Origin of the sequence: Nioella sp. MMSF_3534 (assembly GCF_030732985.1) — a bacterium.
Lineage (GTDB): Bacteria > Pseudomonadota > Alphaproteobacteria > Rhodobacterales > Rhodobacteraceae > Nioella.
Window position 1 is genome coordinate 1 of record NZ_JASHJX010000068.1, and the last position, 15,504, is coordinate 15,504.

Annotated in this window: 15 protein-coding genes; all 15 read right to left on the reverse strand. The window is 62.6% G+C overall.

All coding sequences use genetic code 11. The features are described 5' to 3' along the window. Positions 1 to 72: 72 nt before the first annotated feature. Positions 73 to 2,481 (reverse strand): ligase-associated DNA damage response DEXH box helicase, encoded by a 2,409-nt coding sequence (locus RBB16_RS19240; RefSeq protein ID WP_306047666.1) that lies wholly within the window; start codon positions 2,479 to 2,481, stop codon positions 73 to 75. Positions 2,482 to 2,609: 128 nt separating this feature from the next. Beyond that, on the reverse strand, positions 2,610 to 3,926 hold the full coding sequence (locus RBB16_RS19245; protein WP_306047667.1) for an ATPase: 1,317 nt from the start codon (positions 3,924 to 3,926) through the stop codon (positions 2,610 to 2,612). A 68-nt stretch (positions 3,927 to 3,994) separates the two neighbouring features. Next, positions 3,995 to 4,516: a prepilin peptidase gene (locus RBB16_RS19250; RefSeq protein ID WP_071688848.1), complete on the reverse strand. Its 522-nt coding sequence runs from the start codon at positions 4,514 to 4,516 to the stop codon at positions 3,995 to 3,997. Between the two features lie 10 nt (positions 4,517 to 4,526). Continuing rightward, on the reverse strand, positions 4,527 to 5,372 hold the full coding sequence (locus RBB16_RS19255; RefSeq protein ID WP_071688847.1) for a lipopolysaccharide assembly protein LapB: 846 nt from the start codon (positions 5,370 to 5,372) through the stop codon (positions 4,527 to 4,529). A 32-nt stretch (positions 5,373 to 5,404) separates the two neighbouring features. Further along, positions 5,405 to 5,977, reverse strand: a complete 573-nt coding sequence (locus RBB16_RS19260; protein WP_071688846.1) for a tetratricopeptide repeat protein — start codon at positions 5,975 to 5,977, stop codon at positions 5,405 to 5,407. 5 nt (positions 5,978 to 5,982) lie between these two features. Further along, entirely contained in the window at positions 5,983 to 6,948 is a 966-nt protein-coding gene (locus RBB16_RS19265) for a type II secretion system F family protein (protein ID WP_071688845.1), read from the reverse strand. A gap of 11 nt (positions 6,949 to 6,959) precedes the next feature. After that, entirely contained in the window at positions 6,960 to 7,928 is a 969-nt protein-coding gene (locus tag RBB16_RS19270; protein ID WP_306047668.1) for a type II secretion system F family protein, read from the reverse strand. Between the two features lie 5 nt (positions 7,929 to 7,933). Then, positions 7,934 to 9,397 (reverse strand): CpaF family protein, encoded by a 1,464-nt coding sequence (locus tag RBB16_RS19275; RefSeq protein ID WP_306047669.1) that lies wholly within the window; start codon positions 9,395 to 9,397, stop codon positions 7,934 to 7,936. Between the two features lie 10 nt (positions 9,398 to 9,407). Beyond that, a complete protein-coding gene (locus RBB16_RS19280) occupies positions 9,408 to 10,721 on the reverse strand; it encodes an AAA family ATPase (RefSeq protein ID WP_306047670.1) in 1,314 nt (437 codons plus the stop codon). A 217-nt stretch (positions 10,722 to 10,938) separates the two neighbouring features. After that, the gene (locus tag RBB16_RS19285) at positions 10,939 to 11,544 is read right to left on the reverse strand and encodes an OmpA family protein (RefSeq protein ID WP_071688867.1); all 606 of its coding nucleotides are present in this window, start codon (positions 11,542 to 11,544) and stop codon (positions 10,939 to 10,941) included. Between the two features lie 16 nt (positions 11,545 to 11,560). Beyond that, on the reverse strand, positions 11,561 to 12,973 hold the full coding sequence (locus RBB16_RS19290; protein ID WP_306047671.1) for a type II and III secretion system protein family protein: 1,413 nt from the start codon (positions 12,971 to 12,973) through the stop codon (positions 11,561 to 11,563). 205 nt (positions 12,974 to 13,178) lie between these two features. After that, complete coding sequence (cpaB, locus tag RBB16_RS19295; RefSeq protein ID WP_071688840.1) at positions 13,179 to 14,000, reverse strand: Flp pilus assembly protein CpaB; 822 nt, start codon at positions 13,998 to 14,000, stop codon at positions 13,179 to 13,181. 174 nt (positions 14,001 to 14,174) lie between these two features. After that, positions 14,175 to 14,408 carry a pilus assembly protein gene (locus RBB16_RS19300; RefSeq protein WP_131541749.1) on the reverse strand — a complete coding sequence of 78 codons (234 nt, stop codon included), beginning with the start codon at positions 14,406 to 14,408 and terminating at the stop codon, positions 14,175 to 14,177. A 206-nt stretch (positions 14,409 to 14,614) separates the two neighbouring features. Continuing rightward, complete coding sequence (locus tag RBB16_RS19305; protein WP_071688839.1) at positions 14,615 to 14,812, reverse strand: hypothetical protein; 198 nt, start codon at positions 14,810 to 14,812, stop codon at positions 14,615 to 14,617. A 216-nt stretch (positions 14,813 to 15,028) separates the two neighbouring features. Next, entirely contained in the window at positions 15,029 to 15,223 is a 195-nt protein-coding gene (locus RBB16_RS19310; RefSeq protein WP_071688838.1) for a pilus assembly protein, read from the reverse strand. Positions 15,224 to 15,504: the final 281 nt, after the last annotated feature.

A 15,504-nucleotide genomic window follows, 5' to 3' on the forward strand; every position in this document is an offset into this window, starting at 1 on the left:
ATCAGACATGTTACCGCTCGTTTTTTCGAGCCGTGAATCATGCCGCCAGACGGAAATCAATGGGTCCTGAGCCTAGGCCAGCCCGGCGGCCTGCATCAGCACCGCGCGTTCGCGTTCGATCATCACATCCTCGGCGCGGCCTTTGACGGGGACTTTGCCGACCTCCAGAAACAGGGGCGCGGCCAGCGGGGTGACGCGGGAAAGGTCCAGATGGTCGATGCGGGGGCCGATGCGGTCGAGCATTTCCTCCACCCGCCCGAAATCCACCAGCCCGCGCATGGCCTCTTCCCGCGTGATATCCAGCATCAGGTGATCGGGGTCGTATTTGCGCAGCGTGTCATAAAGGATGTCGGTGGAAAACGTCGCCTGGCGCCCGGATTTGCGCTTGCCGCCGGGGCTGTTGCGGTCGATGAGGCCCGCCACGATCGCCGAGGTCTTGAAGGTGCGTTTCATGACGGCGTTTTCAGCCAGCCAGCCCTCCAGCGCCTGATGCAGCCCCTCGCGTGACAGCAGCGGGGCAGGGTCCGTCACCGGGTCGAGACCCCATATGAGCGTGGCATAGTCGGTGGCAACGAAGCCCATGGGGTTGAGGCCCTGTTCCTCCATCCGCTGCGTGACCAGAAGGCCAAGGGTCTGCTGCGCGTTCTTGCCCGCGAAGCCGTAAAGACACAGGTGGTGCAGCCCGTCATGGGGGAAGGTCTCGACCAGCAGCCGGTCGCGTTCGGGCAGCCTGGAAACCTCTCGTTGCAGGGCCAGCCAATCAGCGGTGTGAGGTGGCAGGTTGGGCCAACTGTCCTGCCGGAACATCGCCAGGATGCGGTCGGAAAGCTGAGTGGAGGTGGCGAATTTGGTGCCCGAGAAGACAGCGATCTTCGGTTTGCGGCCCTTGTCGCGGCTGACCTCGACGACCATTTCGCGCAAGCCTTCGTAGCGGACGATATGGCCACCGATCAGGAAGGTGTCGCCTTGGGTGAGCGTGGCGGCGAAGGCCTCCTCAACCTCGCCCAAGGGCCTGCCGCCGCGCCGGTGTTTCAGCTGAACCTTCAGCTTGTCGCTGTCGGTGATGGTGCCGATATTCATGCGGATGCGGGCGGCCCCGCGCGGGTCGCGCAGCTGCCATTGCCCGTCGGGGCGCTGCACCAGCCGCTGCCACTGATCATAGGCCCGCAGGGCATAGCCGCCGGTCGCCGCGAAATCGAGACAACGGTCGAATGTGGCGCGCGGCAGGTTGGCGTAGGCGCCGACGGTCTTGACCTCTTCGAACAGCGTGTCGGCATCAAAGGGACCGGCGGCAGCGCGGATCAGGATATGTTGGCAGAGCACGTCCAAAGGCCCCGGCCCGCGCGGCTCGCCATCAAGTTCATGTGCCTTCACAGCTTCCAGCGCTGCCACGCATTCCACCACTTCAAACCGGTTGGCGGGCACCAGCAGCGCCTTTGACGGCGCGTTGTAGCGGTGGTTCGCGCGGCCGATCCGCTGCACCAGCCGCTTGACGTTCTTGGGCGCGCCGACCTGAATGACAAGGTCCACATCGCCCCAGTCGATGCCCAGATCAAGCGTGCCGGTGCAGACGATGGCGCGCAGATCGCCCGCCACCATCGCGGCCTCCACCTTTTCGCGCTGTTCGCGGGCAAGGGCGCCGTGGTGGATGCCGATGGGCAACCCGTCCTCATTGGCAAGCCACAGATTATGAAAGAAAATCTCGGCCTGAGCGCGGGTGTTGTGGAAGATAAGCGTGGTCTTGTGCCGCTTGATCTGGTCAGTGACCGCCGGGATCGCATAGGCCCCACCACCGCCAGACCACGGCGGGCGTTCCTCGGTTTCCAGCATGGCGATGTCGGGGTCGGGTCCGGGATCGGCATGAAGGATCGGGCAGGGGTCCGGCGCGCGGGCCAGGAGTTTCGCCAGTGCCGGCGGGTCCTCGACCGTGGCCGACAGGCCCACGCGGCGCAGGCCGGGGGCGAGGGTTTCCAGCCGCGAGAGGGCGAGGAAAAGCTGGTCGCCGCGTTTGCTTTCCGCAAGCGCATGGATTTCATCAACGATGATCCGCTTGAGGCCCCGGAACATATGCGCCGCATCCTCGTAGGAGGTCAGCAGGGCGAGGCTTTCCGGGGTCGTCAGCAGGACATGCGGCGGGTCGGCGCGCTGGCGTTTGCGGCGGCTTTGGGGGGTGTCGCCGGTGCGGTCCTCGATGCGGATCGGCAGGCCCATCTCCTCGACCGGGCGGCGCAGGTTACGCTTGATATCGGCGGCAAGCGCCTTCAAGGGCGAGACATAGAGCGTGTGCAGCCCCTCATGGCTGCCATTTGTTAGCTCGGCCAGCGTGGGCAGGAACCCGGCCATGGTCTTGCCGCCACCGGTGGGGGCGATGAGCATCAAAGCGGGGTCGCCGGACCGGTCGAACATGGCGCGCTGATGGGGGTGGAGATCCCATCCCCGTTGGGCAAACCAGTCTTCGATGATCGGGGGCAGGGCGGTCATGTCCCAGAGATAGGGCAAAGAGCCGGGCCGGGGAAGGCGCGCGGTGATCTGCCCGCACCTCCGTTCGAATGGGGCGCGGGGACGCGTTTTGAAAACGCGTTGAAGGATTTTGCAAAATCCTTCTGGCGCTAGTGGGCGATGGCTTCCTGCTTGACGAAGAGGTTTTCCCAGGCCCGGTCCACCAGGTCGGGGCGCATCTGGTAGGGGATGCCCTCGAACTCGCAGATGGCGATGATCTGGTCCAGCAGGAACGGCGCGTGGTAGTTGGCGTAGATATTGTCCACCGTCGGATATTTCTTCTTCAGCAGATGCAGCAGCGATGCCTCGTCCAGCGGCACCTTCTTCTTCTTCGCGACCATGGCGAAGATCTTGAGGAACTCGGACTGGCTCGGCCCGTCGATCTTGACCTTGAAGAAGATCCGCCTGAGCGCCGCGCCGTCGAAGAGGTCATTGGGGTGGAAGTTGGTCGAGAAAACAACCAGCGTGTCGAAGGGCACCTCGAATTTCTCGCCCGATTGCAGGGTCAGGATGTCGTAGCCCACCTCCATCGGGACGATCCAGCGGTTGATCAGGGCCTGCGGCGGTTCTTCCTGGCGGCCAAGGTCGTCGACGATGAAGACGCCGCCGGTGGATTTCAATTGCAGCGACGCCTGATAGGTGCGTGAGGTCTTGTTGTAGTTGAGGTCGAGCATGGACAGCGACAGCTCGCCCCCCGTCATCACCGTCGGCCGCTTGCACATGATGTAGCGGGTGTCGTAGCGGCTGGACTGGCGGCGCAGGCTGCTGCCCTCGGCTGTGGGCTGTGCCACGGGGGTGTGCACGATCGGGTCAAATAGGGTGATGACCTGACCCGCATAGGAAATGGCGCGCGGCACGTAGATCGTATCGCCAAGCGCGGCGCGGATGCCTTCCGCGATGGAGGATTTGCCGTTGCCCGGCGGGCCATACATCAGCACTGACCGGCCCGAGCTGACGGCGGGTCCAAGCTGGTCGATCAGGCCCGCGGGCAGAATGAGGTGACCCATGGACCCGTTCAGCGCATCGCGGGTGATCTGGACGTTCTTCACCGACTGGCGCTTGGTCTGTTCCTTGTAGGCCTCCAGCGGGATCGGCATGGCCCCATAGTATTCCGACTGCGACAGCGCATCGAGGGCGCGCGCCTTGCCCGCGTCAGTCAGCTGATAGCCCATTTCCGAGGAGGATGTGGCATGCAGCGTGCCCATGGCCTGCAACAGCCCCATATCGCGCAGCATGTCGACCAGCTGTTGTGTCAGCGGCATCGGCAGGCAGATCGCCTCGGCAATTGCGCTGGTCTGTTCGATGCTTTTGCGGAAGATGGTTTTCAGCAGGATGTCCCGCATCATCACCATCTGAAGGCCTGTATCCTCCAGCTTGCGCAGCATCGGCGGCGCAAAGGAGTTCATGTCAGCAGCTTGCATATTCATCGGGCGTTACCCTTTCGCCAGAAAATGCCCCCGGATCCGTCTTATACCCCGTCTTGATTGCGGGGCCGTTAAGCCCCGCTGCCCATGGCGCCAAGCGCCAGGTAAACCACCAGAGCCCCAGCCAGGGCGACGCCCATGGGGAAGAGCTTGCCCCGGTCCCACGACACCCAGTCAGGCGTTGCGCGACGCACGGCGGGCACCATTCCGGCCCCCCGATGGGTGATCCAGGACCCGATCAGGACCGCCGCGAAGAGCGTCAGGAACAGCAGGTAATCGCCGGGGGCGACGAACGGCGCCATGGCGGCGGCGAACTTGGAGTCGCCCGCGCCCGCCAGCCCGATCGAGGTGATGATGAACCCCGCGATCAGCACGATCACCAGTTGCGCAAGGCGCATGTACCAGGTGCTGAAGGCCATGACATCCATGGCGACCTGCGCCAGACCAACGACAAGGAACACCCCCGCCAGCGACAGAACGCTGACATTGGGAATGCGCATTTCACGCAGGTCCGACCAGGCGACCCAGATACAGATCGGCAGGACGAAGGGCAGGAACCAGAGGGCTTCCATTTGGCTGATGGCAAGGGTCATGGTCGTCTCCTCAGCTCTGCAGCGTGCGAAGCGCACGGACGGCGGCTTCGAAATGTTGCGGATGGGTGTCGATGGCGTCTTCCAGCAGGCCGCGGCCGATATCCACGTCCCCGCGGCGGATAGCAGCAATGGCCATGGTGTGCAGCAGCTGCGCGCGTTCCACCTGGGTCATCTGCACCAGCGGCAGGGTGTACTGACCGCGAGAGGCGCGGGCGAGCACAAGGTTGTTCTTGGCGGTGAAAAGGTCGGGGTCATAGTTGATGGCCTCGACGAACATCCGTTCGGCGGCGTCGAAATCGCCCCGAGTGAGGTAGGAGAAGCCCCAGTTGTTCAGCACGCCTGCGGGCCGCATGGTCAGGCCGACGGCGGTTTCATAGAAACTGTCGGCGCGATCCCATTCCTCGTTGCTGTCGGCGATCATCGCTTCCAGCCGGTAGCGTTCATAGGTCTCGAAAGTGGGGGGCACGGCGTCGAGCTGCTGTTCGGCCTCTTCCCAGTCATTGGTGCGGATCAGGGCACCTGCATAGTCCACACGGTCCTGATCGGTGGCCTCGTCGCTGTTGACGACGGCCCGCCAAACAGTGACGCCCTCGGTATGATGACCGGCGCGGATCAGGCTGGCGGCCAGCCCCCGGCGCAGGTCGATGCGGTCGGGGTTTTCCCGGCTGGCGCGGCGGAAATAGGTCACCGCCTCATCGGGGTCGGCCGATGTCAGCATGATGTCGTTAAGATTGGTTTCGTCGATGACGTTGACGCCGTCCAGCGCACGATCGACATCGGCAGACCGGGTCTGGTCGCAGGCCGCCAAGGCAAGCCCGACAGACACCACTGCCGTGATCCGGATAATAGGGCGCATTCGCTGCCTCTTGCTGCTCGTTCTTGCCCCGTTCATGGCGCGTAAAGCAGGAGGTATCGCCCCCCACCCCGACGCTCCAGGTCGAAGCTTTGATTTGTATGGTCTTGACTATAGCCCGGATTTTCCATTCGCGCGATAGCCAAGCGCAGGTTTTCGCGAATCGAGTCGCTTTCGCCACTGTCGAGCGCATAGGCCTGGCGGAAAACCTGCCGGGCTTCGCCGTATTCGCCCTGTTCCATCAGCACCACGCCGAGGTTGTTCCAGGCCGGGACGAAATCGGGATCGACCTCGACCGCGCGGCGCAGAAGCTCTTCGGCTTGGCCAAGCCGCCCAAGTTGCAGGTTGGCCGATCCAAGCGAAGAAAGGGTTTCGCCGGTCATGCCCCGGTCACCGGCCGCACGCAGGTAACTGCGCAGGGCAAGGTCGTATTCGCCCGCCTCCATCAGCCGATGACCCACGATCAGCGGATCCACCCCGTCGCTGAGCACGTTGAGATCCTCGGGCGCGTCGAGCCCCTCGTTCAACGGCGCAAGCCGCGGCGAGGGTTCGCACGCGGCCAGACCGAGAACGGTCATGATTGCCAGTAATGTCTTGCCCCACCTCATGTCTGTCAGAAGCCTCCTCCTCCTGAAAGGTTTTGTGCGATGCCGTAGACCGACGGGCCGATCAGGATGATCAGAAGCGGCGGCAGACAGAACATCATCGTGCCAAGCGTCAGCTTCGTCGGCAGTTTGTTGGCCTTTTCTTCGGCGCGCATCACGCGTTTGTCACGCATCTCTTCGGCATAGACCCGCAGTGCATCGGCGATCGAGGTGCCGAAGGTGGCCGACTGGATCAGCACGGTGACGAAGCTGTTCACATCCTGCACGCCGCAGCGTTCGCCGAAATCGCGCAGCACCTTCACCTTGTCCTTGCCGGCCTTCATCTCGTAGGCGACGATCTCGAACTCGTCGGCCAGCGATTCAAATGACGGCCGGATTTCCTTGGCAACACGGATAATGGCCTGGTCCAGCGATTGCCCCGCCTCGACGCAGACCAGCATCAGGTCGAGCGAGTCCGGGAAGCCCTGGGTGATTTCCTCTTCGCGCTTCTGCACGCGCTTGGTGACCCAGTATTTCGGCAGGTAATAGCCCACGGCACCGGGGATCAGCACGCTGAGAATGCTCTTCTGGGTACCCATGTCGGGGGCGATCAGCGTGTAGATCACGCCAAGTGCCAGAAACCCCATGCCAAGCGCGAATTGCGCGAAGTGGAAGGTCTGGACCGCGCCCTTGGACCGGTAGCCTGCCCGCATCAGGGTCAGCTGGATCTGGCTGAACTCTTCCTGGTTCTGCGGTTCGAGGAACTGGGCGAACTTGTCCAGCTTCTCGTTCTTGCCGCCGATGCGCAGCGCCTTCTGAACCTCTGGCGAAGTGCCCTCGCGGTTCATGTCGCGCAGCTTGGTCAGCGGGTCTTTCTTGCGGAAGACGATGGCGGAAAGACCCATGGCCACAAGCAGCAGCCCGAGGAAGCCGACCACGAACAGGGGGCCGAGCGGTCCGAGATAGCTGACGATAAGGTCGTTGATCTGGTTCATCTATCCGTTCCTCAGACCTTGATGTTGACCATCAGGCGCATGAAAAAGAAGTTCGCCGCCAGCATGACCGCCACCACGGCACAGGCCGGGATGAAAGCGGGGGTTTCCATGACGTCGGAATAATAGTCGGGCTGCATCACGTTGATGCCGATCAGCGCCAGCAACGGGAAGGCGGACAGGAACATGCCCGACCACTTGGCCTCGGCGGTGATGGCCTTGACGCGGCGGAACAGCTTGAAACGCGCGCGGATCACCTTTGACAGGCCATTGAGGATCTCGGCAAGGTTGCCGCCCGATTTCTGCTGGATGCCGACGGCCACCGCCAGAAAGCGAAGATCCTGCATGTCCAGCCGTTCGGCCATTGCGGCAATGGCTTCGCTGACATCGCGGCCATAGGCGGCTTCGTCGGCGATGATGCCAAGCTCGGACCCAAGGGGGTCGGCAACCTCTTTCGAGACGGTGTTGATGGCCGATACGAACGGGTGGCCGACACGCAGGGACCGCACCAGCAGATCCACCGCGTCGGGCAATTGTTCCTCGATCATCGCAAGACGCTTCTTGGCCTTGGAGTTGACCCACATGAACACGCCGCCAATCCCCATGATCACCGAGACAAGCACCCGAATGGGCAGCGAAGCACCGGTCATCAATGTCAGCATGACAAAGGCGGCGATGCCGAGGGCGATCATGACCAGGATCAGCTGCTGCGGGGTGAAGGCGATGCTGGCTTTCTGCGCCTTGCTGGCGATCAGGGAATAGAGCGGGATCGTGCGCGACCCGGTGTGCTGGTCCAGTTCCTTGCGCAGCTTGGCCAGCACGTCTTCGCGGTTGGCCCCCTTGTTGAGAAGGTCCAGACGGCGATTGACGCGGGAATTCAGGCTGATCGACTTGCCGAAGACCATCAGGTAGATGCCTTCGACCAACATCAGGATACCGACGAAGATGCCGATATAGATGAGCGGTTCGATACTCAGTTCCATGGCTGTCAGTCCCCCGCGGGTTCATAGATCGAGGCCGGCAGGTCATAGCCCCACTGGCGGAAACGTTCGGAATAGTGCGACCGCACCCCGCAGGCGGTGAAACGGCCGATGATGGTGCCGTCGGGCTTGAGGCCGAGACGTTCGTAGCGGAACACCTCCTGCATCGAGATCACATCGCCCTCCATGCCGGTCACTTCCGTGATCGAGACCATGCGGCGGCTGCCGTCCTGAAGGCGGCTGGCCTGCACGATGAGGTTCACGGCGCTGGCGATCTGGCTGCGCACGGCCTTGATCGGCATCTCGATCCCGGCCATGGCGATCATGTTTTCAAGACGCGACACGCCATCGCGGGCACTGTTGGCGTGGATCGTCGTCATCGACCCGTCGTGGCCGGTGTTCATGGCCTGCAACATGTCGATCACTTCCTCGCCGCGCGTTTCCCCGACGATGATGCGGTCGGGACGCATCCGCAGGGCGTTGCGAAGACAGTCGCGCTGCGTGACCGCGCCCTTGCCTTCGACGTTTGGCGGGCGGCTTTCCATCCGGCCCACATGCTCCTGCTGAAGCTGAAGTTCCGCCGTATCCTCGATGGTCAGGATACGTTCGGAATTGTCGATGAAGGACGACAGCGCATTGAGCGTGGTGGTCTTACCGGACCCCGTCCCGCCCGACACGATCACGTTGAGGCGCGTTGCGACGGCGGCCTGAAGATAGGCGGCCATTTCCTCGTTGAAGGCGCCGAACTTGACCAGGTCGTCAATGCCGAGCTTGTCCTTCTTGAACTTACGAATGGACACGAGCGAGCCGTCCACGCCCACGGGCGGCACCATCGCGTTGAAACGCGAGCCGTCTTTCAGACGGGCGTCCACGTAAGGATTGGATTCATCGACGCGGCGGCCCACGGCGGACACGATCTTGTCGATGATCCGCAACAGGTGGCGTTCGTCCTTGAACCGGCAATCCGACTTTTGCAGCTTGCCCGCCCGTTCGATGAAGACGTTGAAGGGGCCATTGATCAGAATATCGTTGACAGTGTCGTCTTTCAGCAGCGGCTCCAGCGGGCCGAGGCCCGTCACCTCGTCAAAGAGCTCGGTCTGAAGGGTCTGCCGATCCTCGCGGTTCAGAACCACGCCCATATCGGTCAGCTCGTCATTGGTGATCGAGTTGATTTCGGCGCGCAGTTCGCTTTCCTTGGCCTTTTCCAGCGCGGACAGGTTCAGGTTGTCCAGAAGGCGCGAATGCATCTCGGTCTTGATTTCGTCAAGACGGGCACGGCGCTTGGCCTCCTTGTCGAGGGCGACAGGTTCCGCCGGGGCGACGCTTGGCTTTGGCTTGGGCCTGCGCGCGATCTTGGGGGCCGCGTCGCCGGCAGCCGCCGGGCCGGGGGTTCCGGCACTTGGCTCCGGGTCCGTTGTCAGGGCCGGGTGAACGGGGCTGGCGGGACCGTTTTTCTTGTAGCGGGAAAACATCTATCGCTCCTCAGCCTGCCGTTGCTTCGGCACGGATTGCGTCATGCAGGGTTTTCGCCAGCTTGGCGATTTCCTTGCGCAGCGCATTTTTCTTCGCAAACAGGGCCAGCGGGGTCCCGTGATCGCAGGCCTGGGTGACCTGCTTGGTGCCATCGGGCAGTTGCGTGTTCAGCTCGATATTCAGGCTTTCCGCCAGGTGCTTGACGCGGCTCTTGCCGCTCATGTCGAGCCCCTTGGGCGCGCGATTCAGCACGTAATGGACCTTGTCGATCGGCAGGTCTTCGGCCTGAAGCGCCTTGATGAAGCGCAGGGTGTTCTGGGCGGACCGCATGTCCAGTTCCAGCGTGGTAAAATAGACATCCGCCGCGTTCAGCACGGTTTCGGTCCATTGCACGATGGTGGTGGGCATGTCGACGATGACCACATCGAAGCATTCCTGCGCCAGTTTGATCAGCGCCTCCACCTCGGTCGGGCCGATCAGGTCGAGCGGCAGGATGTCGGCGGGCGCGGTAAAGACCGACAGCTTGCCGTCATAGGTCTGAAGCGCCTGCTTGAAGGCGTCCACATCCATGGACTGCGCCTCGGACAGCACTTCAAAGATCACTTCACGGCGTGTCAGGTCCAGATAGGTCGATGTCGAGCCGAATTGCAGGTCGAGGTCGATCAGGCAGACCGAAGGCGGGTTCTTCTTGTCCGCGGTTGCGATCTCCCACGCCAGGTTCACGGCCAGGGTGCTGGCGCCGGTGCCGCCTGCCATGCTTTGCACGGCGAAGACCACACGGTCGCCCATGCTGGTTGTGGGGGTGCGGATCTGGGCCGGGGCCTGCGGTTCTGCCGGTGTGGCGGTTTCCGGTGCAACAGCAGCTGCGGGCGCGGGCGCGGGCGGTTCAGCGGCAGGGGCTTCCGCGATGGATTGACCCGCGCGAATCCGTTCCACCGATTGGTGGAAGGCCATTTCCGGCAGCGGGTAGGGCACGAAATCATCGGTGCCCGCGTTCAGCAGGCGGTGCAGGATCGGCGGGCTGACGTCTTCAGCGATCAGGATGACCTTCACGCCCTTGGACTTGGCCTGTTCGATCACCCGGATGATCAGTTCGATATCCTGCTCATCCTCGTCATCGACGGCCACGGCGACGAATTCAAGGTCGTCCGCCTCCGGCTGCACGAAGAAGGCTTGTGCCTCCATGAAATTCAGGTCGCCCCAGGCTTCGCCCAGTTCGGCCTCTATATCGTCGATCAGCAAATCAAACGTCTGAACGTCGCGGGCAATGGTGCATGCCACGATCGGTGCAGGAGTCGATTTCAGCGCAAGGCCTCCACTCATCGTTTATACCCCGGAATGCCCGGATTTGTCCGGGTCGGTTGTCGTTTCGGTCGCGGCAGAAGTGCTGCTTACCGGAAGGTCAGGCTTGATTCCCGCTCGATCAGGACCTCGCCACTCTGCCTCCGATGTTCTGTGTGGCCCTCAAGTTGGGCAACAATACGACCAAAAAACCGAAACTATTGGGTATTTACCCGGGGTTGCGCGGTTGCGAGGGCGATCAGTCGCCGCCCCCGGTGCGCGGTCCGGCATAGGCGCGATAGACGATATCGGCGTAGCGCCCGTCCAGCACCAATGGGTCGTTCTGCACGAAACCGCTGACCTCGGTGACTGTCCGGCGATTGCGCAGTTCGCGGTCCTGGGTGGCGACAAGCGGTTGGGTTTCCCCAAGCGACACAAGGGCGTCCAGTCGGCTGCGGGCGATTCCCTGGCTGACAAGGTAGTTCACGGCAGCCTGCGCGCGGCGACGGCCAAGGCTGTGGTTATAGGCGTCGGACCCGACCAGATCGGTATGGCCGTAGACGCTGAACCGCACCTCTGGGAATTGCAGGATCCACTGGGCCTGTTGGCGCAGAACGGCACGGGACTGGGAATCGAGCGCGGCGCTGTTGAAGGCGAAGTTGATCGTTGTGGGGACTTCCTGCGCGAAGCGGGTCGACAGCTCTTCGACATAGGATCGCTGCCCGGTCATCACCAGAACGTTGTTCATGGTCGGGTCGCCAAAGCCGCCCTCATCCATGAAGCTGCCTGCCTCGCCCACATTGCGGATGCGGTCACAGCCGGTCAGCGCAAGCGCCGCGACGCCGGCCAGAAGGAGTGTTTTCATCGGGATTCCCATGGTCTTACTCCATCACATAGCCGTAGGAGCCGCCGAAATCCTGCTGCGCGACATCGCCCGCGGGGGTGCCCGCATCAGGCACGCGTCCGGCGGTTAGGCCAAGCAGGAACAGCTCGTTTTCCGTGGGAATGCGGATGCGGTCGGTTGGCAGCGCCAGCGCCTCGCCCCGCGTGGGCGACACCAGATGCGCGCTGACGATGATCACCAGTTCCGATTGTTCGCGCTGATAGCTGGCGCTGCGGAACAGCGCGCCCAGAACCGGGATATCGCCAAGCCACGGCACCTGGCCGATGGAATCGCGGAAGTCGTCCTGCAACAGCCCGGCGATGGCAAAGCTTTCCCCGTCGCGCATTTCCACCGTGGTCGAGGCTGACCGGGTGCGCAGGCCGGGAACGCCGTTCACCGTCGGAACGAGCGTGTCGATGGCCGAAACCTCGGCTGACAGTTGCAGGTTGATGGTTTCATCCGAAACAACGGTCGGGGTGAAGTTCATCACCACGCCGAAGGGGCGGAACTCGACGGAGACACCGTTTTCCGTTTGCACCGGAACAGCAAATTCGCCGCCTGCATTGAAGGTTGCGGTGGCACCGGACAGGGCGCTGAGACTGGGTTCTGCCAGCGTGCGGACCACGCCGTTGGCCTCCAGCGCTTCCAGCATGACCGAGAGTTGCAGGCTGTTGGTGCCAAAGCTGACCCCGAGCGCGCCGTTGCGGCCGGTGGTGTTCGGAGCAAGCGTTTGACCGACGCCGAACGTGGCCGGACCCGTGACATTTGCACCACCCGTTCCAAGGGTCGCGCCACCGTCGCCGCCGAAGACCGAGCCGGCAATGCCAAGCGAGGCCCCAAGCTCGCGGCTGACGCTGCGCGACATTTCGGCGAAGCGCACCCGCAGCATGACCTGCTGGCTGCCGCCGACCATCATCATGTTGGAAACCCGGCCCGGCGCATAACGGCTGGCCAGTTCAAGCGCCCGGTCCAGCACCTGACCGGAAGACACGGTTCCTGAAAGCACGATACCGTCATTGGCGGTGCGCACCTCGATTTCTTCGTTTGGCAGGATCTCTTGCAGGCGTTCACGGAACTCGGCCAGATCGGGCACGACCTGGATCTCGACATTCGCGATCAGCTGCCCTTCGATGCTGAGCAGGGTCATCGTGGTGCGACCCGGCGCGCGGCCAAGCACGTAGATCGTGCGTTCGGACAGCGTGGCGATATCGGCGATGTTGGGGTTCGCGACGGAAAGTTCGGCAAACAGCGCCTCGCTTTCGACCACAACGGCCCGGTTCATCGGCACGCGCAGCGTTGCGGACGTGGCCCCTTCCAACACACGGAGGGCCTGTGAATGCGAACTCGTCGGTATCGATACGACCAGCGCACATCCCACAAGGACGGCGCAGATATGGCGCAAAATGCTCATTGTGATCCTGCCTCTCTGATCACGTTTTCGGGTGGGCTCTGACGGCCCCTTTCGGCGCACAATGCCCGAAAACGCTTTCTGGCGCAAGAATCAGCATCTTGCAGGCCGATATTCATGTTGTCGGGAAAGCACGATGGCCCAGTCTTGGGCCGAAACGGCAAACGGCCCCCAAGATGATGGGGGCCGAAAGTCGGTATCGGGTGGATCAGTTGGTGCACGGGACCTGGGTCACGATGACCTCTGCCCCGCGACGGTTGCGGACGGTGCAGATCCGCGGGCCGGTTTCGACGGGGTTGTCGGGCACCCCGAGCAGGGTATCCTGCGTGATCTCGATCGTGTCCGATTGCGTGTCATCGCGGACACCGACCAGCGCCAGTGTCAGGCTGCCCGTCGCCTGTGCCTGGGCCAGAGCCGCGATCTGGTCCGGCGGTGCTTCGACCGTGATGGTGCGCGCGATGGTCGGGTTGTTGCGATCCTGGTCATCCGTCTGGTCGATGGCGATGATTTGCAGCGACGCCTGGATCAGGCGCGTCACGTTTTCTCCGCGCGCGACGCCGGTCCAGTACACGTCCACCCGGTCGCCGGGACGCAGGAAACCGGACACACCGCTGGCCACATCGACGCGCAGCGCAAAAGCGCGCATGCCGCGTTCCAGCCGCGAGGCGACGCCGGCATCTTCGCCCGGAGCGGTCACTTTCGAGACCAGAACGGGTTCGTTGCGTTCCATCACGCGCAAGACGGTGCGCGGTTCATCGGAGTCCGCCGGGAAAAGGTCCTCGGCGCTTGTGAACGCGCCGAACGGGACGAATTCCTCGGGCCACTCGATGGCCCGCACATCCTGTGGTCGCAACTGTTCACCATAGCGAACCTGCCGCGTCACGACATAGACGGTGGTTGTCGGTACGATTTCGCCCCGCTGCGATTCCAGCGCGGCCTGGTATTGCGTGAAACGGTCCTTCGCCACGTAGACCGCAAAGCCCGCGAGGCCAATGCCTATGATAAGGACAAGTCCGAATATGACTCGCATGCTACTGCCCCTCGATTTGTTCTGCCTGGCATGCCGGTCCGTGCCGACATGCTCTCATCTGGCTGATCCTTGCAAAGAAATTGGGCAAAAGAATGGTCGGCTCTCGACCATCTGTCGGCACGGATCGCGGCCCGGGGGGCCGTCCGGCGGCCCCTCAGGCGGGCGCAGGGCGCCTTAGTCGGTCGTGGTCGTGGTTGTTGATGTCGACGTGCTGCTGGAGAATCCGGCAGTCACGTGGTCGGCTTCCAGCTGTGTCTGGATATCGCCGGACAGGTTCTCGAGACCGCTCGACACAACCGAGATCACGGCCAGGCCGAGGCCGACCAGCGCAGCGGTCAGAACGACCCAGTCAACGGTGACGGCACCCGATTCGTCGGACAGAAAAGACATAAGGGATTTCATGGACATGGCGTGCTCCTGCTTTGCCTTGTGTGGGGTAGCCCGCAAGTGGGCGGGTAAGCAGCGCATTCTGTCGCGAACCCTCTGAGGGGCAGGGGGACTATGGCCCCCCGGACAGGGCAGAAACAAGGCAGAGCAGGGACAGCGCGACGCCAAATCCCTAAAGATCTAGGCGATTTTGACCGGTTCCGCCTGGCAGGGAGGAACCGAAGGCATCAGTTGAATTCTTCGACGATATGGTCACGTTCCAACTGGGTGCGAATTTCGTTGGACAGGTCTTCCAGACCGGCAGCAACGGTGTTGGTCACGGCAAGGCCGACACCGACCATGGCAGCGGTCAGCACGACCCAATCGACGGTGACGACACCGGATTCACAAAGGGCAAACGATTTCAGGCGGGCAATTGCACGCATGGCAGATCCTCCAGGGTTTAAGGGATGTGGCAGCATCCCGAGCAGACCATGGCAAGATCGCGGCGAACTGAGGCGAAAATGCGGCAGAAATGCGCAATTATGGACAAAATGCGGCGGTAATTGGGAAACAGAAAACCCCGATCGTCACTGATCCGGAAACGCAAAAGGGGCCACGCACATGGCGTAGCCCCTTAAAGAATTATATCTATCAGCGACTTAGTCGGCAGCGGCCGGGAAGGCGGTGGTGATGTGGCCGGTTTCCAGCTGCGTCTGGATATCGCCGGACAGGTCCTGCACGCCAGCGGACACGACGGCCATGACGGCGAGGCCCAGGCCCACGATAGCTGCGGTCAGCACGACCCAGTCAACAGTCACGGCACCGGATTCGGAATTCAGGAAGGTCTTGATCATTGTCTTGCTCCAGGTTTGGTCTTTTTAAGTTTGCCCTTAGGTGTCTGCCCCCTTGGGATGAGATGACTATCCCGCCGAATCCGGGCGCGAATGGGGCAATGGAAAGAAATTGTCGGGATTTTTAATCGTTTTCTTCCTGTCCATCGGGACAAAGGAAAAGGGCCGCAACCCGAAGGCGCGGCCCTTTCGCAATGGTGGTCGCGTGCGACTTAGTCGGCAGCGGCCGGGAAGGCGGTGGTGATGTGGCCGGTTTCCAGCTGCGTCTGGATATCGCCGGACAG